14 protein-coding genes are annotated in these 19,147 nt (G+C 71.4%); 7 read left to right on the top strand and 7 right to left on the bottom strand.

Features of this window, described 5'->3' with window-relative positions; all coding sequences use genetic code 11:
- Nucleotides 1–156 precede the first annotated feature (156 nt).
- From DFJ66_RS29525 to pgfA, 4 genes are all read left to right on the top strand, one after another.
- Nucleotides 157–1,344 (top strand): PucR family transcriptional regulator, encoded by a 1,188-nt coding sequence (locus DFJ66_RS29525; protein ID WP_246029952.1) that lies wholly within the window; start codon nucleotides 157–159, stop codon nucleotides 1,342–1,344.
- A 1,099-nt stretch (nucleotides 1,345–2,443) separates the two neighbouring features.
- Nucleotides 2,444–3,247 (top strand): dolichyl-phosphate beta-glucosyltransferase, encoded by an 804-nt coding sequence (locus DFJ66_RS29530; protein ID WP_121225885.1) that lies wholly within the window; start codon nucleotides 2,444–2,446, stop codon nucleotides 3,245–3,247.
- Nucleotides 3,248–4,624 carry a glycosyltransferase family 4 protein gene (locus tag DFJ66_RS29535; protein WP_121225887.1) on the top strand — a complete coding sequence of 459 codons (1,377 nt, stop codon included), beginning with the start codon at nucleotides 3,248–3,250 and terminating at the stop codon, nucleotides 4,622–4,624.
- A 17-nt stretch (nucleotides 4,625–4,641) separates the two neighbouring features.
- Entirely contained in the window at nucleotides 4,642–5,670 is a 1,029-nt protein-coding gene (pgfA, locus tag DFJ66_RS29540) for a cell envelope lipid trafficking protein PgfA (RefSeq protein ID WP_121225889.1), read from the top strand.
- A 28-nt stretch (nucleotides 5,671–5,698) separates the two neighbouring features.
- Here the strand turns inward: pgfA and DFJ66_RS29545 are convergent, their stop codons facing one another.
- The 3 genes from DFJ66_RS29545 to DFJ66_RS29550 are packed head-to-tail and all read right to left on the bottom strand — an operon-like array spanning nucleotide 5,699 to nucleotide 8,240.
- Nucleotides 5,699–6,424: a class I SAM-dependent methyltransferase gene (locus DFJ66_RS29545; protein WP_121225891.1), complete on the bottom strand. Its 726-nt coding sequence runs from the start codon at nucleotides 6,422–6,424 to the stop codon at nucleotides 5,699–5,701.
- Nucleotides 6,425–6,431: 7 nt separating this feature from the next.
- Complete coding sequence (locus DFJ66_RS43040) at nucleotides 6,432–6,605, bottom strand: hypothetical protein (protein ID WP_170199729.1); 174 nt, start codon at nucleotides 6,603–6,605, stop codon at nucleotides 6,432–6,434.
- Nucleotides 6,606–6,608: 3 nt separating this feature from the next.
- The gene (locus DFJ66_RS29550) at nucleotides 6,609–8,240 is read right to left on the bottom strand and encodes an MmpA family trehalose lipid delivery protein (protein WP_121225894.1); all 1,632 of its coding nucleotides are present in this window, start codon (nucleotides 8,238–8,240) and stop codon (nucleotides 6,609–6,611) included.
- 122 nt (nucleotides 8,241–8,362) lie between these two features.
- On the opposite strand from DFJ66_RS29550, the gene DFJ66_RS29555 reads away from it, so the two are divergent.
- Nucleotides 8,363–9,559: a lipopolysaccharide biosynthesis protein gene (locus DFJ66_RS29555; RefSeq protein WP_121225896.1), complete on the top strand. Its 1,197-nt coding sequence runs from the start codon at nucleotides 8,363–8,365 to the stop codon at nucleotides 9,557–9,559.
- Nucleotides 9,560–9,872: 313 nt separating this feature from the next.
- Here the strand turns inward: DFJ66_RS29555 and DFJ66_RS29560 are convergent, their stop codons facing one another.
- Nucleotides 9,873–13,844, bottom strand: a complete 3,972-nt coding sequence (locus DFJ66_RS29560) for an alpha-(1->3)-arabinofuranosyltransferase (RefSeq protein ID WP_246029953.1) — start codon at nucleotides 13,842–13,844, stop codon at nucleotides 9,873–9,875.
- Between the two features lie 25 nt (nucleotides 13,845–13,869).
- Entirely contained in the window at nucleotides 13,870–14,616 is a 747-nt protein-coding gene (locus DFJ66_RS29565; protein ID WP_211351369.1) for a class I SAM-dependent methyltransferase, read from the bottom strand.
- A gap of 176 nt (nucleotides 14,617–14,792) precedes the next feature.
- Here DFJ66_RS29565 and DFJ66_RS29570 point away from each other — a divergent pair, with 176 nt between their 5' ends.
- Nucleotides 14,793–16,283, top strand: a complete 1,491-nt coding sequence (locus DFJ66_RS29570; protein WP_147459396.1) for a substrate-binding and VWA domain-containing protein — start codon at nucleotides 14,793–14,795, stop codon at nucleotides 16,281–16,283.
- Here the strand turns inward: DFJ66_RS29570 and DFJ66_RS29575 are convergent.
- Entirely contained in the window at nucleotides 16,280–17,182 is a 903-nt protein-coding gene (locus DFJ66_RS29575) for an IS481 family transposase (RefSeq protein WP_121231917.1), read from the bottom strand. The two genes, DFJ66_RS29570 and DFJ66_RS29575, sit on opposite strands and share 4 nt — an antisense overlap.
- A gap of 121 nt (nucleotides 17,183–17,303) precedes the next feature.
- On the bottom strand, nucleotides 17,304–18,272 hold the full coding sequence (locus DFJ66_RS29580; protein ID WP_211351370.1) for an aldo/keto reductase: 969 nt from the start codon (nucleotides 18,270–18,272) through the stop codon (nucleotides 17,304–17,306).
- Between the two features lie 67 nt (nucleotides 18,273–18,339).
- On the opposite strand from DFJ66_RS29580, the gene DFJ66_RS29585 reads away from it, so the two are divergent.
- Complete coding sequence (locus DFJ66_RS29585; protein ID WP_121225906.1) at nucleotides 18,340–19,146, top strand: helix-turn-helix domain-containing protein; 807 nt, start codon at nucleotides 18,340–18,342, stop codon at nucleotides 19,144–19,146.
- Nucleotide 19,147: the final 1 nt, after the last annotated feature.

A 19,147-nucleotide genomic window follows, 5' to 3' on the forward strand; every position in this document is an offset into this window, starting at 1 on the left:
CCGGGAGCGCGCCCGGAAGACCGTCCACATCGGACCGCGCGCGGCTTGCCTATTACTTGCGGTAACAGGATCGGATCGGTCCAGAGGGGCAGGTCACGCCGTATCCGTGAAACTTCAAGGGTCTGCGCCGGGCACGGGCGGCGTTATGGTGTCGGGATGGTCGCCACGACGTCGACGATGTCGCCGCTGCCACCCGAGCTGAACGAGATCGTGCGCGGTCAGCTTGGCCGGCTGCCCCAGCTCGCGGACGAGCTGGCCCGCCTGCTGAGCGAGAAGGAGGAGTTCTACCGGAGGCTGGAGCACAGCTCGCCGCACGAGCTGCGCAAGGTCTGCGAGGTCAACCTGGGACGGGCCTTCCGCGCGTTCCTGGAGGCCCGCGAGGTGGACGTGGAGACCGCCCGCAAGACCGGCCGCGCCCAGGCCCGCCTGGGCATCCCGATCTCGGCGGCGCTGCGCGCGTTCCGGATCGCGGGCACGTTCGCCTACGAGGGCATGATCGAACAGGCCGTGGGACCGCGCCAACTCACCCCGGAGCAACTCCTGTCGGCCAGCGCGACCGTGTGGCACATCATCGACTCGTTCTCCGACGTCATCGCCGAGGCCTACACCGAGGTCGCCACCGACTCGGCCCGCTACGACAGCAAGGCCCGCCTGGCCCTGATCGACGGCCTGCTGGACGGCCGCTTCACCCGCCCCGAGGAGTTCGAGGACGCCGCCCGCGTCCTGAGGCTGCCCCCGGCCGGCCCGTTCGTGGTCGCCTACGCCGAGCCCAGGGCGGACGACGACCGTGGCCTGTCTGGCCTGGTGGACCCCAGGTCACGGGCGGTGTGGCGGCGCACGTCGGAGGGCGAGGTCGGGATCGTGCCGGTCGAGCGGTCGGCCGACCTGCGCGCCCTGCGCCAGGCCCTGGACACCGCCGGCTTCCCGGTGGGGGTGAGCCCGGTCGTGGCCGGCCTGCGCCTCCTGCCGGCAGCACTGCGACGGGCCAGGATCGCACGGGCGTGCCTGGCGCCGGGGGAGACCGGGGCCGTGGGCTTCGGCGACCGACCGGTGACCACGATGGTGGCCGGCGCGCCCAAGCTGGCCCGGGAGCTGGCCAAGGAAGTGCTCAAGGACCTGCTGGCGTTGCCGGAAGCCGAACGCGAGCCACTGTTGCGCACCATGCAGGTGTGGTTCGCCGAGCACGGTTCGGCGCGGGACGCGGCCGAGCGCCTGTTCGTCCACCCCAACACCGTGCGCTACCGCATCCGGCGGGTGCAGGAGCTGACCGGCCGGGATTTGACCGATCCACGCGGCATCTCCGAGCTGTACCTGGCCGTGGAAAGCGTCCGCCTGGAACCCTGACGCCACGGCGCAACACAGCTTTCGACGCGCGCTACGCCGGCTTTACGCGCACAGCGCGGCTTTCGACGCGCACAGCGCGGCTTTTGGGCGCGCGCAGCGCGCGGTAGCTCCAGCTACAAGTGGAGGGCCTCGGTTCCCCCACCGTATGGCCTGCCCGAAGGGCTACCACAGATTTTCCGGGGTGCAGCCGAAAGTTTTTGCGAGGAACGAGCAAAAAGTTTTAGCGGCACCCCGGGAAATCTGTGGTTGGCTCCGCCAGGCCATGCGGTGGGGGAACCGACGCCCTTCACCCCCCATCGGTGGTCTCCCCAGCCGCTTTTGATCTTGAGAGCGCGCCAGCGCGTTCAGCTTGAGAGCGAAGCGTTCTGCTTGAAGATCTTGAAAGCGAAAAGAGAAAAGAGAAAAGAGCCTCGCCGGCGGGCAGGCCGCCAAGGATGGACACAAGAGAAAGGGCGGGGGCTTCTTGCTTGTGCCATCCCCGTATGGCCTGGCGGAGCCTACCACATTTTCCGGGGGTTGCCGCTAAAACTTTTGCTCGTTCCTCGCAAAACTTTTGGCTGCAACCCCCGGAAAATGTGGTAGCCCTTCGGGCAGGCCATACGGGGATGACACAAGCAAGAAGCCCAGGCAGAGGGGTGCCGCGCGGCAGCTAACAGGAGCGCTGCGCGCGAAGGGCCGCGCTGCGCGCGAAGGGCGCGGTGGGCGCGAGGGGCGCGGTGGGCGGAGGGGGCGGTGGGTGAAGGGGGCGGAGGGGGCGGTGGGTGAAGGGGGCGCGTGGGTGAAGGGCGCGGTGGGTGAAGGGCGCGTGGTGCGCGCGTGTGGCTACGTTGGGTGGTTGACGTGCGGGTCGTGGTCCTGAGGGTGGCTGTTGCGTCCGTGCGCAAAGCTTGGCCGCCGTTTATCCCCGGGAACAATGTTGGTTGTCGCGTTGGACCGTTCGCAGGTGGCCGGGTGCGCCTGAACGGCCTGTGACGTGCCTCGCAGGAGGTGTGCCGACTCCGCTGTGACCCCGATCACATCCTCAATGTGACTCGCCGGTTTTACCGTTGAGTAACTTTCGGGCGGTGTGACCTGCGTCTCAGCGTTGAGGAGCGAGCCGATGCGCCATCTGGGCGTCGAACTGACCGTCGTGGTCCCCGTCTACAACGAGGAACGGCGACTCGGCGCGAGTCTGCTCGGGTTGGCCATGACGCTGGCCGGCTCGGCGGCGGAGATCGTCGTGGTGGACAACGCGAGCACCGATGGAACCGTGGACGTCGTCCGGGAGCACGCGCGGGTGGGGCTTCCCGGGCGGGTTGTCCGAGAAGTGCCGGCGGTTCCTGTGCGGCTGGTGCACTGTCCGGACCGTGGCAAGGGCGCGGCGGTTCGGGCGGGTGTGTTGGCGGCGCGTGGGCGGTTCGTGGGGTTTTGCGACGCCGATCTGGCTGCCGGGGTGGACGCGCTGCCGGACGTCCTGCGGCGGTTGCGGTGCGGTGTCGACGTCGTCGTCGGGTCGCGAGCGCATCCGGGGTCCGATGTGCGTGCCCGGCACAGCGTGGTGCGGCAGGTCGGGGCTTGGGCGTTCCGCCGGGCGGTGGCGCCGATCGTGCCCGGCATCGGGGACACCCAGTGCGGCTTCAAGTTCTTCACCGCCGACCTTGCGCGTGCGGTGTTCGAGCCGTTGCGGACGGTGGGGTTCAGCTTCGACGTGGAGGTGCTCGCGCGGGCCCAGCGGCTTGGGGCGGTGATCGAGGAGGTGCCGGTGCGGTGGATCGACGTGCCCGGCTCCACGTTCGCCCCGCTGCGGCACGGGCTGCGCAGCTTCACCGACCTGCGTCGGGTGCGGGCGGTCCTGGACGGCGCGGGTTCGGTCGGCGGGGCGCGTCCGGTGTGGCGGCCGGTGCCGGTCGCGGAGGCCGCGTAGATGCGCGGCGCGCGGGTGGTGGTCGTGAACTGGCGTGACCTCGGGCATTCCGCCGCCGGCGGGGCCGAGGTCTACGCGGTGCGCATCGCCGAGGCGTTCGTGCGGGCCGGTGCGTCCGTCACCTTCCTGACCGCTCGGGACCGTGGGCAGTCGGCGTCTGAACGGGGTGTGTTCCGGACGGTGCGCCGGGGTGGGCGGTGGACGGTCTACCCGTGGGCGTTGCTGTGGCTGCTGGTGCACCGGCGGCGGATCGACCTGGTCGTGGACTGCCAGAACGGCATCCCGTTCTTCAGCCCGCTCGCGGTCGGCCGGCGCACGCGGGTCGTGCAGGTGCTGCACCACGTCCACCACGGCCAGTTCACGGTGCACTTCCCGCCGTGGCTGGCCGCGATCGGCCAGTGGCTGGAAGGACCGGCGGCCCGGCGGGTCTACCGGTCGGCGGCGACGGTCGCGGTCTCGCCGTCCACTGTGGACGCGATGCGGTCCCGGCTGCGCTGGCGCGGGGCGGTCCACGTGGTCCCCAACGGCTCTTCCCCTGTCCCGCACGACCTCCCCGGTCGCGCGGCTGAGCCGACGGTGGTCTGCCTCGGGCGGCTGGTGCCGCAGAAGCGCGTGGACCGGTTGATCGACGCCGTGGACGCCCTGAGGTCCCGCGTGCCGGGGCTGCGGCTGCACGTCGTCGGCGGCGGGCCGGAGGAAAGCGCGCTGCGGGAACGGGCGCGGCGCTGTGACGGGGCCGTGGTGGTGCACGGGCACGTCCCCGAGGCGGAGAAGTCCGCGCTGCTGGCGAAGTCCTGGGTCAACGTGACGTTGTCGGACGGCGAGGGCTGGGGCCTGGCGGTCGTGGAGGCCGCCGGGCACGGCGTGCCCACGCTGTGCCACGACGTCGACGGCCTGCGGGACTCCGTGCGGCACGGCGAGACCGGCTGGCTCGTGCCCGCCGGCGAAGACGTCGCCGAGGCGCTGCACCGCGTGCTCAAGGACCTGGTGGACCCGACCCACGCCGCCGACATCGCGCACCGTTGCCGTGCTTGGGCTTCCCGGTTCTCCTGGGACGACTCGGGCGAGCGCTTCACCGCGCTGGCCGCCGACCTGCTGTCCCGAGGGGACACCGGCGGCTGGCTCCCCGGAATGCCCGAGGCAACCGTGGCGACCTTCGCTCCCGGCACGACGCCCGTGCTGCGGTGGCCGGGTGCGCGCGTGGGCGACGGGTGGGCGCTGGTCGAGCAGTGCCGGCCCGCGGACCTGCTGGTGGCGCTGCGCGCCGCGGGCGCACGGGACGTCACCGTGCGCGCGGCGAGCGCGGCGGAACGGCTGCACGGGGTCGTGGTGGACCCCGTCGCCGGAACAAGACCTCGGCCGCCGCGTCGGCCGTGAACGTTGGAGGAGGACAGTTGCGTCGCTACGTCACCTTCGCCCTGCTGGGCCTGGGGGTGTTCGCCGTGGTCGCCGGCTTGATGCTGAGCGTGTACGCGTACCCGAAGCTCGCCAAGGCGCCACACGACATCGACACCATCTCGGTGGCCAAGGGCGACCGCATCACCGCGCTCGTGTACGTGCCGCAGGGCGACCGGGCCGTGCCCGAGATCCGGCGGGACCTCAGCCTCACCTCGACCCGGAAGGTCACCGGCGACCTCAAGGCGGAGGAGGTCGCCCGCGACGGCGACGTCACCGTGTGGGTCGAGGCGACCAAGCTGGTGTCCGACCGGGACGGTCTGACGGTGACCGCCGGCGTGCGGTCCCTGTGCCTGGACCGGCACAGCGGCGAGATGGTGACGCCGTGCGAGAACCAGTACTACGAGAAGGAGACCGGCAAGCGGGTCAAGGCCGACCGCGGTGAGGCGCAGCAACCGGGGCTGAGCTTCAAGTTCCCGTTCGGCACGGAGAAGAAGACCTACCGGTGGTACGACGGGACCGTCCGGCAGGCCCGGGACGCCCGGTACGTCGGCGAGGACACCGTCAAGGACCTGCCGGTGTACAAGTTCGTGCAGGAGATCCCGTCCACCAAGGTCGACGAGCGCGAGGTGCCCGGGTCGCTGGTCGGGCAGCCCGGCGTGCCCACGGTCAAGGCCGCGCTGCACTACGAGGTGGTCCGGACGTTCTGGGTCGAGCCGGTGACCGGCAAGGTGGTCGACGGCAGCGAGCAGGTCAAGCAGGAGCTGCGCCCGGCGACCGGTCCCGCGACCACGGTGTTCGAGGGCACGCTGAAGATGACCGACGAGACCGTGACGGCGAACGTCGGGGAATCCGAGGAGAACCTGGGCAAGCTGTTCGTCATCACGACGTTGCCGACCGTGCTGTACGTCGTGGGTGGTGTGCTGATCGCGGTGTCGTTGCTGTTGCTGGCGACCGACCGACCCGGACGGCACCTGCGCAACGGCGGCGGTGCGGCGACCCGCGTGCAGCAGCCCGTGGGGGTTTGATCGCCGAGGGGGGCGGTTGCCGCCCCCCTCAGGGGTTCTTGCGCAGCACGAGGACGGCGTTCCAGCTCGCGACTTCGCGCAGGCCCGGGACGTGCGCGACCCAGCTCGCCCAGGACGGGTGGTAGCGGGGGAACGCGCGGACCAGGGTGGCGTCGTCGCGCCGCCGGGCCCAGGCGAGGGCCGCGCCGAAGGAGAACGCGAACAGGCTGGTGCCGAAGCGGTTCTTGGGTTCCGCGCCGGTCTTCGCGGCGAACCGGCGGGCGGCGTAATGGCCGCCGAGGTAGTGCCACGGCGAGGTTTCGTGGCCGCCCCACGGCGAGAGCCACGGCGTGAAGGACAGGAACACCGTCCCGCCGGGCTTGGTCACGCGGACCATCTCGGACAGCATGTCGTGCGGCTGCGAGACGTGCTCCAGCACGTTGGACGAGTAGCAGACGTCCACCGAGCCCGTGCGCACCGGGAGGTTGGTCCCGCTGGCACGCACCATGTCCTGGCCCGGCGTGCCGCGCGCCGACAGCTCGCCCACGTCGGGGTCCAGCCCGACGTACCGGGCGCCCTTGGCGCGGAAGGCCGCCGAGAAGTAGCCAGGGCCGCCGCCGACGTCCAGGAGGACCTTGCCGGACAACGGCGTGAAGGACTCGACCTGGTTCGCCGAGTCCTCCGCGAGCGTGCGGTAGAACGTGTCCCGGTCGGTCTGCTCGTTGCGGAACGCGCGGAACAGCTTGACCGACCGGCTCAGCGTCGCGGTGTGCACGCCGGCGCTAGCGCTTGGTGGTGCCGTAGTCGACCACGCCACCCGCGCCGTTCGCGGCCGGGGCGTGGTCCAGGTCGATGCTCCGGTCGGGGTTCGCGACGCCGACCAGCGCCACGGTGCCGCCGGTCGCCAGGGCGATGCCCGCCAGGATCACGACGACTGCTGCGACGATCTTGCCCACGGGTCACTCCTCGCGTCGGTGGAACCACAATCTACCGGTCGGTAACCGTTGCCACAACAGGCATCCGGCCAGAAGTGCCAGCGCCGCAAGGTTTCCGGCGATTGTGGCGGTTGGGGCGGTGGTGGTGGCGGCGGTGATGTCGCCGGGTACGCGGTAGAGCGTCAGCCAGGGGCCGCGGAAGACCTCGGTCAGGTGGCTCGTGTCGGGCAGCTCGCCGGGGGTGCCGTGCTCGACGAGGACCCAGCCGATGCCCGTACGGCCCAGATCGTTGTCGCGCAGGGCTTCGCGGATGGCTGGTAGGCGGGTGTCCTCGCCGGGTACGGGGGTTCCGTCGACGTAGACCGTGTCGTCCACGACCGTTGTGCGCGGCAGGACGCGGGGTGCGGGGTCGAGTTGCGTGCGGTTGTCGTTCCACTCGAAGCGGCGGAACGCGCCCAGCGGTAGGGCGAGCACGTCACCGGGGCGCTGGTCGTCGGCCAGGAACTCGCGTACTTCCGCCCAGTCCGCCGGGTATTGGACGGTGTCGAGCCGTCCCCAGCCGGCCCAAGCCAAGTCCGGCATTGCGATGAGCGGCAACGCGGTGGCGACCGCTGGTACCAGTCGGTGGTACCCGCGTCGGCTCGCCGCTTCCACCGTGAGTGCGAAGCCGATGGCCAGCGGGAGCGCCCACCACGCAACCCACTTCTGCGCGTCCCGCAACAGGGCTGTGCCTGGGACGGTGCTGACCGCCCACTCCAGTGCGGTCTCCCCGAAAGGGAGGTGGGCGAGCAACGCGAACACCAGCCCCACCACGCCGAGGGGCACCAGGCCGGGTGTTTTCCGGATCAGAACCGGGAAGCTGAGCAGAGCTGCCGCTACCAGGGCGAGTGTCAGCACTGGTACGAGGGGGAGGGTGCGGCTCGCCGGTACGACATCGGCGTTCCAGAACCCGCCCGAGCTCAACACGGCTACCACTGCGCCGGCCCAGTTCTCGCCCTTGGCGGCGAACAGGTCCACGGCTTGCGGGGCTGAGAGGACTGAAGTCGAGCGGAGCAGGGAAGGCACCAGCCACGGCAGGTTGAGCACGAGGAGAGCGGGTGTTACCAGGTGCGCTTTTCGCCAACCGGACGCGGCCAGGGCGGTGCCTGCGGCGAGGAGTCCTCCGGTCGGGGTCAGCGCCGCCGGTGCCGCCCACAGGACCAGGCGCGCCAAGGAATTCCGCGTCCGGAGGTCCAATCCTGCGCTCGCGATCCACGGCAGGCACGCGTAGGCCAGCAGGTACGGCCAATGGCCCATGAACAGGCGTTCGGCGATGTAGGGCGTCCAGCCGTACGTGGTCGCCGCGACCAACCGTGTGGCGGTCGAGTCGGTGGGTACCAGCCGTCCCGCGCCGAGGGGGCCGAGCGTCAAAGCCGCTGCCAGCAGGAGTTTCTGCACCAGGTCGCCTGGCAGGACGGTCGTGAGCAGTGCCACCACGGCGTCGGCCGGTACCGAGCGCGGGGGTGTGGTGCCCATGCCCAGGCTGTCCGGGAGAAGGCTGTGGTGGGGGGCGAACACCATGTCGTAGGACAGCACGAAACCTCGTCCCAGCAAGGGGAACAGGACGAGAAGGGCGAGCGCCGCGGACCAGACGGGGAGGATCAGTCGCTGTGTCAAGGGTTGGAGGATCGGTCGCTGTGTCAAGGGTTGGAGGATCGGTCGCTGTGTCAAGGGTTCTCACCGGCCCTGGGCGCGGTTACAGTGCAGGTCTTACCGTTCGCTGACCCCGGAGGTCCGCCGTGGCCGTCAGCTCGACCCGGCAGCCCGTGCGGGGCCAGGCCCTCGCCGTCACCGCCGGAGTGATGGTCGCCAACGCCTCGGGGTACGTGCTGACCGTGGTGGCGGCCCGGGTCCTGAACCCGGCCGCGTTCGGTGAACTCGGTGCGTTGCTGGCGGTGCTGCTGGTGGGTGCGGTTCCGGCGATGGGCTTGCAGACCCACGTGGCGCTCAAGGTCGCCGCCGATCCGGATCGCTTGCGGCGTCCGGTGGTGGGTTTGGGGCTGGCTGTTGCGGGCGCGGTGACGGCGGTGGCTGGTGTGGCGGTGCCGATCGCTGTGCCGTTGCTGCGGGTGCCCGATGTCGGTGCGGTCGTGTGGCTCGCTCTTTGTGTCGGACCGCTGACGTTGAACGGCTTGTGGCACGGCCTGCTCCAGGGGGATCGGCGGTATGCGCTGTTCGGGGCGCTGGTCGCTCTGGAAGCCGTGGGCCGGGTGGGTGGTGCGCTGATCGCGCTGGCGTGGACCGGGACCACGGCCGGCACTCTGGCGGGTGCGGCGCTGGGGACGGCGTTGTCCACGACGGTCGGATGGTTGGCGTGTGGGCGGCCGGGGCCCGGACGGTTCGTGGCGGCCGACGTGCGGGAGGTGCTGCACGCGGGGCAGGCCTTGCTCGCCGTGGTGGTGTTGGTGAACCTGGACTTGTTGCTGGCTCGACATGTGCTGCCGGCGGCTGCGTCCGGTGAGTACGCGGTGGGCGCGGTGCTGACCAAGATCGCTTACTGGCTGCCGCACGCGGTCGCGGTGACGTTGCTGCCCAGGTTGGCCCGGGAGGAGGGGAGCGGTCGAGCGCTCGGGACCGCGTTGGCGGTGTGCGCCGGGTTGGACAGCGTGGTGGTGCTGGGGGCGGCGTTGTTCGGCTCGACCGCGACTCGGTTGATCGGCGGTCCGTCTTATGTGGACAGTGTGTTGCCGTTGTGGGCGTTTGCCGTGGCCGGGACGTTGTTGGCGTTGGCGCAGATGTTGTTGTATGCGCGGATTGCCGGGCGGGATCGGAAGGCCACCTTGCTGGTGTGGCTGGCGGTGGTTGTGGAGGTTGGATTGGTCATGCTGTGGCTCAACGACTCGCCCGGTCAGACGGTCGCTGCGGCTGTGGTAGCTACAGCTCTTCTCGTGGGTTCCGGCTTCGTGGTGGAGGCTCGTTCTCGCTTTCGCTCTTAGCGCTTCGCTTTTCGGGATGCGCTGCGCGCTCTCAAGAAGACGCGCTGGCGCGCTCTCAAGAGGAAAAGCGGGCCTGGAGGCCCCCGGGGTCGGAAGGACGTCGTGCTTTCCCCGCACGGCCTGCCGGAGGCAACCACGTTCCGCCCGTTTTCGCAACCGGTGAAGCGTGGTTGCAAAAACGGGCGGAACGTGGTTGGGCTTCGCCCAGGCCGTACGGGGAAAGCACGAGGCCCTTCCTGTGGGCTCACCAGCCCTTCGCTTTGCGCCTTCGGCGCGGGAGGACTCCGCGCGGCGGTGAGCGGGCTTGCCGGGGTCAGGAGGCATTGTCGAACCAGCGGATGCGGGCCGAGACCACGGCGGCCAGGGCTACTAGTACTGCTGCTTGTGCTGTTGTCCCGTATGCCCACTCCTGGCCGTGTCCCAGTGCGCGGCCGGTGACGCTGACTGCCGTCGCTACCAGCATTCCGCCGAAGGCGAGGGCCATTGACACCGCTCTTCGGTAGTTCGGCACCAGGCTCCGCAAGAACAGGCACGACAGCAGCGCCACCACGCCGGCCATGCCGCCCAGCAGTGCCACGAGCCCGACCAGTGCCCACGGGACCCATCGGTCACCACCCGGGCTGACCTCGAACCTCGGCCTCCGTCCCGGGATGAAGGCCAACAGCACCAGCACGACCACCGCTGCGGCTCCGATCAGCAGCCGCGTTCGGTAGGAGCTGTCCGGGCCGAAATCCAGGGTGACTGTCACCGGCGTGCCCGTTTCGGGGAGTAGCCAGGCCTGTTGCCAGCCGTCTACTCGGGTTCGTTCCAGAGGCTTGCCGTTGATCGTCGCCACCCAGCCGTCGTTTGCGTTCTCCGGGACGGCCAGGACGGCGGACGGGCCGGCGTCCACCTGGAGTGTGCGCTGGGCGGCCGACCATTGCGCCACCTCGATCTCGCGGTGTCTGGCCTGGGTGGTGGGGGTGTTGGAGGGTTTCAGCCACACGTCCTGCACTACGAAGTCCGCTGAACGGCCGGCCCGCAGCTCGTGGTCGCCGATGTTCAGGGGCAAGCCCTCGGCTAGGTCGGGGCACGTGGTCAGGCGTAGGGGGCGGTGTTCGACCAGGTCCTTCACGGTTCCCCGGACGGACGTGTCGTACTTGACGCCGTCGACGTGCAGGGGAGGTCCCTGGCCGCATTCCGCGACGACCGGGGTGTCCGGCGTGGTCGCGGGGAGGTCGATGCCTTCCAGGTCCAGTTCTGTGATGCCGGGTGGGCCGTCGAAATTCTCTCGGCGTACCACCGCGATCTCCAGGGCGTCGGTGGTGGCGGTGAACTCGACCGCGCCGCCGTCCGCTACCGGGCGGCGGACGGTGCCGGTGGGAGTGGTGATGTCCACTTCGGAGGGTGCGCTGGCGCCGGACGCCGAGTCGAGGGTGATTTTGAGGCCGTGCAGCTCCTGCGGGTGGGTGAAGGTGAAGCGCAGGGTGGGGCGCTCGTCGGTGTGGTCGGCGATCCACGTTGTGGTGGGGTCGCCGTCCACTGCCGCGCTGGGGGCGGCGGCGGGGTCGCCGGCCAGTTGGGTTGATCCGGTGAGCTGGGTGCCGGGCAGGTGCAGGGGTGGGGTGGCGCCGCCGGCGGGGAGGACGGTGCCCTCGACGGTGTAGGTGGTCTTGGTGTTGGTGCGGAACAAGCGGTGCAGGCCGGAGGGTTCTTCGCCGAAACGGGTCAGGCCGGCGTCGCAGCGGACGACCTCGGTCACGCGCAGGCAGGCGAACCTGGGTTGGGCGCCGCGGGTGAAGGCGAAACCGGTTCGCTGGGTGGCGGTCGGGGTGACGTCCGAGGGCACGCGCAGTGCGCGTTCGGGGTCCACGCCGGGGATGGACAGTTCCGCGATGCCGGCGTTGCCGCTGGTCCGGCCGGCCGCCAGGGACAGGACCGTCACGCGGACCCGTCCGGTCAGGCCGGTGGCCACCGGGAAGCGCTGCTCGGCCGAGCCCCGGGCCACCTCGTGCTCGGTCTCTCCGGCGTCGGTGGTGATCCGGATGCGGGTCACGGGCCAACCCACGCGGCGGTCGTCCACCATGCGCAAGCCGACCTCGGTCACCACGCGTGGCGTGTCGAGGGCGACTTCCAGCCATTGGCCGACCGCACCCTCCACTGTGGACGACTGCCAGGCGGTGTACGGGTCGCCGTCCACGGCCGCGAACGGCATGGAGGACTGGTCGGAGCCGCGCACGGAGTCGGCGAACCCTGCCGACGTGGACGCCGTGATGCCCCGGATGCCCCGGTGCACCGCGACCGTCCGGTGCGCCAAGCCGTCGAACGGCAGCACGTCCAGCGCGGGGCGGACCTGGCGGGGCTGGTCGTCGACGGTGAGCGTCTGACCCAGGTTGTCGCGCATCCGGCCCACGTTGCGCTCGCGGTTGCGCAGGCCGTCGGTGACCAGCCAGTCCGCGGCACCCGGTGCGCCGCCGTCGCCGGCGAGGACGGTCGGTCGGTCGGCGGTGAGCAGGCCGGAGTCCAGGAGGGGCAAGAGGGATTCGGGGCCGCCGCTCACCGTGGCCACGTCCGGTGCCGCCACGGCGACCGCTCGGGGCACGTTCCGTTCGACCTCGTAGACCTCCAGCGCGGGGAGCGCGGGCAGGGTGCCGTCCACCTTGGCCGGCGACGGCTCGGCCTTGCCGAAGCCGGCCACCCGCTTGATCCCGGGTGACCGCTCCAGCGCGGTCCGCAGCACGGCGATCGGCGGAACGTCGGTTCCGGTGCGGGAGACGTCGTTGCGGAGGAGGAGGTAACGGTGTCCTGAGCGGGCCAGGAAGTCGGCCAGACCGGGGGAGCCGCGACCGTTCGCGAGCGCGTCTTCCACGGCGTCCATGAGGCGGGTGTTGCCCTCCGAACCCAGGGGGATCTGGCTGCGCAGCGCCCACGGTGATCGGGCGAGGGCCTGCACCGGCTCGTCGATCGGTCGGCCCCAGGTGTACTCGGCGAACCCCGTGCCGGGCACGATCAGGGCGCGTGAGTCGGGGTCGGCGTGCTCCAGCCACGCGGCGGCCTCCCGCCAGTGGTCCGGGATCTCGTCCCAGCCCGGTCCGGGCCGCAAGGTCAGGAGCCAGGCCGGGGCGGCGGCGATCAGCACCACCAGGGCGCCGGCGACGACCCGGGCCTGCCTCGCCCCGGTCGGTGACAGCACGCGCCGGAGCAGGGGCAGTCGGCCGGTGAGCGCGTGGGCGAGGGCCAAGGTCAGCGGCAGGCGCAGGCCGGGTTCGAGCTTGTGCACGTTGCGCAGCGGCGCGAGCGGGCCGTCCAGCAAGGCGCGGACGGTCTCGGACAACGGGCTGTCCAGCGCGCCGACGTACCCGATGGTCAGGAGCGTGGCACCGGTGACCGCGCCCAGGGTGAGGAACAGCCGTTCGGGCAGGCTCGTGCGGGCCAGGCCGGCCAGCGCGACGGCCGCGAGCACGCCCGTGGCGGCCATCAGGAGCGGGTTGTCCACCAGCAGGAACCCGGCCGGCCACCACGGCGTGCCCTGCACGACGTACGCCACCCACTGGTTCGTACCGCGCAGCACCTGGAACAGCGACGTCGGCGAGGTGGTGTTGGTGGCGGACTCGACGTAGTCCACGAACGGCAGGCTGTACTGGCCCAGCAGCACCAGCGGCAGGAACCACCACAACACCGCCGCACCCACGGCGGCCGTCCACCACAGGACGAGCCGCACGTGCGGCCACGACCACCTGCGGGTCAGCAGCCACAACCCGGGCAGCACCAACGCCATCACGACGACCGCGCCGTTGATGCCGCCCATGCCCAGCACCGCCAACCCGGACAGCCCCGCTGCCCTCCTGGGGCCCAGTCGGTCGGCTTTGACCAGCGGCAACAGCACCCACGGCAGCATCACCGCCGCCAGCACCTCGGCCGTCAGCGGACCGACCTCGGTCAACATCCGCGGGGCGAGGGCGTACGCGAGCGCGCCGACGTGCCGGGCGGGCTCGCTGCCGACGCCCATCGCCCGCGCCAGCAGCAGCGCGCCCCCGTACGCCAGGCACAGCAGCAGCGCGCACCACAGGCGCTGGGTCACCCACGGCGGCAGCCCGGCGAGGTCGCCGAGCAGGAAGAACGGCCCCATCGGGAACAGGTAGCCGTACGCCTGGTTCTGCAGCTCGCCGCCGCTGGCCATCGGGTTCCACAGGTGCAGCGCGCGCCCGAGGAACGCCGCCGGGTCCACGACCAGGTCCAGCTTGGTGTCGAACGTGGTGCGCCCCGGGAGTTGCAGGAACGACAGGACCGTCAGGCCTGCGAGCACCCAGGGTGTGGTTCTGGTGCGGATGTCAGCGCCCCCCGCCGAGCTTGCGGATCACGTACCGGGTGGACTCCCAGTGCGTCGCGGGTTCCGGCGCGGTGGCGCTGTCCACGACCTCGCCGCCGTGCGCGGCCACCACTGCCCGCACCCTCGCCTCGGGCAGTGCCGTCATGCGCATCGGCGCGGGGTAGTCGAGCAGGACCCGTTGCGCGAACCGGACCACCGGGTTCGGCGCGATCCGCCACCCGATGCCCTTGAGCGTCCACAGTGGACGGGTCGTGCACTGGACCAGCGCCACCGCGCCCGGCCGCAGCACCCGCACGAACTCGGCCAGGTACTCGGTGCCCACCCGCCTCGGCAGGTGCTGGAGCACCAGCTCCGAGAACACCAGGTCGAAGCTGCCGCTGGGGAAGACGTGCAGGTCGGGCGACTCGTTGAGGACGAACCGGCACCGCCCGCCGCTGCGGTCCAGCGCCCGTGCGGTCTCCAGCATCGGCACCGACACGTCCACGCCGACGACCTCCTCGGCGTGCTCGGCCAGCGCCTGCGACAACCGCCCCGCCCCGCACCCGAAGTCCAGCACCCGCCCCCACCGCGTCGGCAGCCCCAACCGGGTCAGCCACGCCCGCGCCCGCGCCACGTCCCGGCGGCCCTCGGCGAGGAACTCGTCGACGTCCCACCGACCGCCGCGCTTGTCCGGCGCCACGCTCACCGCCCACAGCGGGTCCTGCGCGCCGAGCGTGGTCCAGTCCTGACGAACCTGGTCGAAGTCCACCCGATCTCTCCCGGATGTGGGCGCTGGTGAGGGGGAACATAGCCACCGGACCGTTGGCCCCGGCGACAGAACACGTTGTGCGCGCGGACAAGGGGCATCGGCCGGACCTGGGTTAACGTGCGGTGACGTCTGGCGGCGTTTCCCCGGCCGGTGGCGTGTGGTCGACGGGAGTGGACATGGGTGGCGCTCGGCGTGCTCCCGCCGTGGTCTTCGGCGTGCTCCTCGTGCTCGCGGTGGCGGCGTGGGTCGGCGTGCCCCACCTGCGCTTCGGCGCGGACGACTGCACCGAGGTCACCACCCTCTCGGTCGCCGCCGCCCCCGAAGTCGCGCCCGCGGTGGACCAGGCCGCCCGACGCCTGCCCTGCGCCCGGATCACCGTGACCGCCCGCGATCCCGCGTTGGTGGCCGAGAACCTGACCGGCGTGGACGTCTGGATCCCGTCCTCCACCACCTGGCTGCGCCGCGCCCAAGCGGGGAAGAGCTGGGACCTGCCCGTGCACGGCACGTCCGTGGCCATGTCCCCGGTCGTCCTCGGCATCACCGAGGACGCCGCCGCCGACCTGCCGTCCCCGCCCACCTGGTCCGACGCCCTGGACACCCTCCGCGTCGGCCTCCCCGACCCGGCCCGCGACCCGGTGGGCCTGTCCACGGTCCTGGCCGCCCGCCACCTGGCCCCCACCAGCGCGGCCCTCACGGCGACCCTGCGCAGGCTCGCCACCACCGCGGGCACCACCGACACCCCGGCCGTCGCCCTGTCCGAACAGGCCCTCCTCGAGCACAACCGCGACGGCAAGCGCCTGGTCCCGCTCTACCCGGATCCGCCGGTGCCCGCGCTGGACTACCCCTTCACCGTCCTCCCCAACGCGCACCACCGGGCCACCGCCCAACAGCTCCTGTCCGCCCTGCTGGAGACACCCCCGCCGCCCGACCTCCGCTCCCCGGACGGCCACGCCGGCTGGACCCCGACCGTCGTCGAGCCGGTGCCGGTCCCCGAGCCGGACGCCGTGGACGAGGTCCTCAACCAGTGGGCGGTCATCAACCTCAGCGGCCGGCTGCACATCCTGCTGGACGTCTCGGGCTCGATGGGCCAACCCGTCCCCGGCACGGACCGGAACCGCATGGCCGTCACGGTGGCCGCGACCGAGGCCGGCTTCGGCATCGTCAAGTCCACCACGAAGGTCGGCGTGTGGCTCTTCTCCACCAACCTCGACGGCGACCGCGACTACCGGGAGCTCCTGCCGGTGAAGACGGTCGCCGAACACCTGGCCACGGGCTCACCGGCCAAGCTCCGCGGGGTGCGGGCCATCGAGGGCGGCGCGACCGGCCTGTACGACAGCGTCCTGGCGAGCTACCGGTCGGCCCGCGAGAACTGGGAGTCGGGCCGGCTGAACGTGGTCGTGGTGATGACCGACGGCCGGAACGAGGACCGGGCCGGCATCACCCGCGAGACCCTCCTGGAGGAACTCGCCGCGCTCCAAGACCCGAGACGCCCCCTGCCGGTGGTGGCCCTGGGCATCGGCGAGGACGCGGACGTGGAGGAGCTGACGGCCATCGCCACGGCGACCGGCGGCCGAGCCTTCACCACCCCGGACCCGGCCGCCATCACCTCGATCTTCCACGCGGCGCTCAGCGGAATGCTCTGCCAGCCTCCGCAGTGCAAGCCCTAGCTGTACTGCCCCGTGAGGTTGGGGACGCGGCCGGCGGGTGGTAGGCCCTTGAGCGCGGTGTGGCTGTGGTGGTGATTGTAGGTGTGCGGCCACTGGGGCAGTGCCTCTCGGCGTTCGCTTTCGGATTGGTAGGGGCGGGCGTAGGCCCATTCGTCGAGCAGGGTGCGGTTGAAGCGCTCCACTTTGCCGTTGGTCTGCGGTCGATACGGGCGGGTGCGTTTGTGCGTGATGCCCGCGGCGGTGAGGGCGTCGCGCCAGAGTCGTGATCGGTAGCAGGACCCGTTGTCGGTGTGCACCCGCTTGACGGTGATCCCGTTGGCGTGGAAGTAGGTCTGGGCTCTGGCCCGGAACGCGGTGGCGGTTTCCTTGGTCTCGTCGGGCAGGATCTCGACGTAGGCGAGCCTGCTGTGATCGTCCACGGCGTTGTGCAGGTAGCTGTAGCCGATCCTGGGTTGGCCGCCGCGTCGGACCGGGCCGGCGGTGCGCTGTTTGTTGTGGTTGCCCGCTGCCCGGCCGTGGACCTTGTGGCCGCCGCCGTCGGGGATGTTGCCCGACTTCTTGATGTCGACGTGCACCAGGTCGCCGGCCGCGTCGCGTTCGTAGCGGCGCACCGGCTGTCCGGTGGCACGGTCCAGATGCACGAGCCGGGCCAGTCGGACCTTGACGATCCGCCGCTCGGTGCGGGTCGGAGTGCGGCCGGGGCTGGTGCGCGGGCGGGAGGACCGGTCGGTCATGCCCGCCGCACCCTCGGCGCGGTAGCGGCCGGCCCACCGGGAGGCGGTGCCCACCGACACCTGGAAGCGTTGCGCGGCCTGGCGCAGCGGCCAGCCGTCGTCGATGACACACCGGGCCATCCGCAGCCTGCCCAGCTCGGTCAGCGGTGCGTTAGCGTGAGGAATTGAGGGCCTCCGGGGTCGTCGGTGCAGATGTCGCAATCCACACCGAACCCGGAGGCCCTCCCTCATTCCAAGATCATCCGATCACGTGTTGCCCTGTTCACAACCTCTCCGGGCAGCACACCTAGACGAGCCTCGGCAACCGTCGCTCGACCTTGGTCGCGTGGTCGCCGAACACGAACGGCGACGGCTCGCACTCCGCGATGAAGTCCCCCGGGAACCCGACCCGGAAGTCCGAAGCCGCCTCCAACCGCGCGACCGCCTCCGCCGGCAGTTCGACCTCCAGCGCGCCCAGGTTGTCCGCCAGTTGCGCGGCCTTGCTGACCCCCACCAACGGCAGCACCACCGGCGACTTGGCCCGCGTCCACGCCAACGCCACCTGGGCCGCCGTCACCCCCAACTCCGCGGCCACCGAGCGCACCGCCTCCACCACCGGTGCCTCCGCCGCCGAAGGCACGGCCCGTGACCCGCCGACCAGCTTGCCCGCCGCCAACGGTGCCCAGGCGGTCACGCTCAACCCGAAAGCCTCCGCCATCGGCAGCAGTTCGCGCTCGACGTCCCGGTTGAGCAGGTTGTACGGCACCTGCAAGCCGGCGAACGGCGTCCAGCCCCGCCACTGCGCCAGGGTGTTCGCGTGGGCGACGACCCATGCCGGCGCGTCCGAGACGCCCACATAAAGAACCTTGCCTGCTCTTACGGCATCGTCCAACGCGCGCATGGTCTCTTCGACCGGGGTGTGCCGGTCCCAGATGTGCACCCAGAAGATGTCCACGTGGTCGGTCCGCAGCCGGCGCAGGCTGCGTTCCAGGGACAGGCGCAGGTTCTTCCGGTGGTTGCCGGCGGCGTTGGGGTCGGTGGTGTCGCGGGACAGGGTGTACTTCGTGGCCAGGACGAAGCGGTCGCGGTCGGTCAGGACCTCGCCGAGGAGGCTCTCGCTGTCGCCGTAGGCAGAGGCGGTGTCCAGGACGTTGCCGCCGGCGTCCGCGTACGCGCCCACGATCCGCCGTGCCTCCTCGCGGTCCTGGAACACCATCGTGCCCAGCAGCAGCTCGGAGACGCGCAGGCCGGTCTGGCCGAAGAGTCGGTACTTCATGCGCCCCACCCTCCCCGACCTCCGCTGCCCGAGGGAGACCGTGGGAGGGACCCCTAGACTCGCCGGCGTGGCCGACAACGCGCTGGGCAGGTTCCTGCGTGCCCGGCGCGAGACGACCAGTCCCGACCGGTTCGGGCTGCCGGTCGGGCGGCGCCGGACACCGGGGCTGCGCCGTGCCGAGGTGGCGGACCTCGCGGGGATCAGCGTCGAGTACCTGATCCGGTTGGAGCGGGGCAGTGACCGGCAGCCGTCGGCGTCGGTGATCGCCTCCCTCGCGGACGTCTTCGGCTTGGCGCCCGAGGAGCGCGTCCACCTGCACCGGCTGGTCAAGGCCGGCACCACCTGCACCCACACCCCCGAGCCGTTGCGGCCGACCGTCCAGGCCCTGCTCGACCGGCTGGACCACGCGTACGTGGTGAACCCGGCCGGTGACCTCCTCGCCCACAGCGAGGGCTTCCGCGCACTGGCCGCACCGACCGGCCTGCTCGACGCGTCCAACACCGCCCGCTTCACGTTCACCGACCCCCGCGCGCGAGTGCTCCACCCGGACTGGGACGCGATCGCCGACACCCGGGCGGCGGGGCTGCGGGCGGCGGCGGACCTGGGGGACCGCATCGCCGCTCAGCTCGTCGACGAGTTGACGATCGTCGCCGGGCACGAGTTCACCAGTCGGGCCGGGGCCGCGCTGCCCCGGTGGACGGGCGTCGAGCGGTGGGCGCACCCGGCGGTCGGGGAGCTGCGGTTGGCGTTCGAAGGGCTCGTGCTCCCGGGCGGTGACGAGCACCGGCTGGTGGTCCTGCTCCCGGACGACGACGTGACCGCCAAGGCCCTCCTCACTCTTGAGGGGGAGGGCGAAGACCGCTCCCGCGGGTGAT

The sequence above is a fragment of the Saccharothrix variisporea genome (assembly GCF_003634995.1).
GTDB lineage: Bacteria > Actinomycetota > Actinomycetes > Mycobacteriales > Pseudonocardiaceae > Actinosynnema > Actinosynnema variisporeum.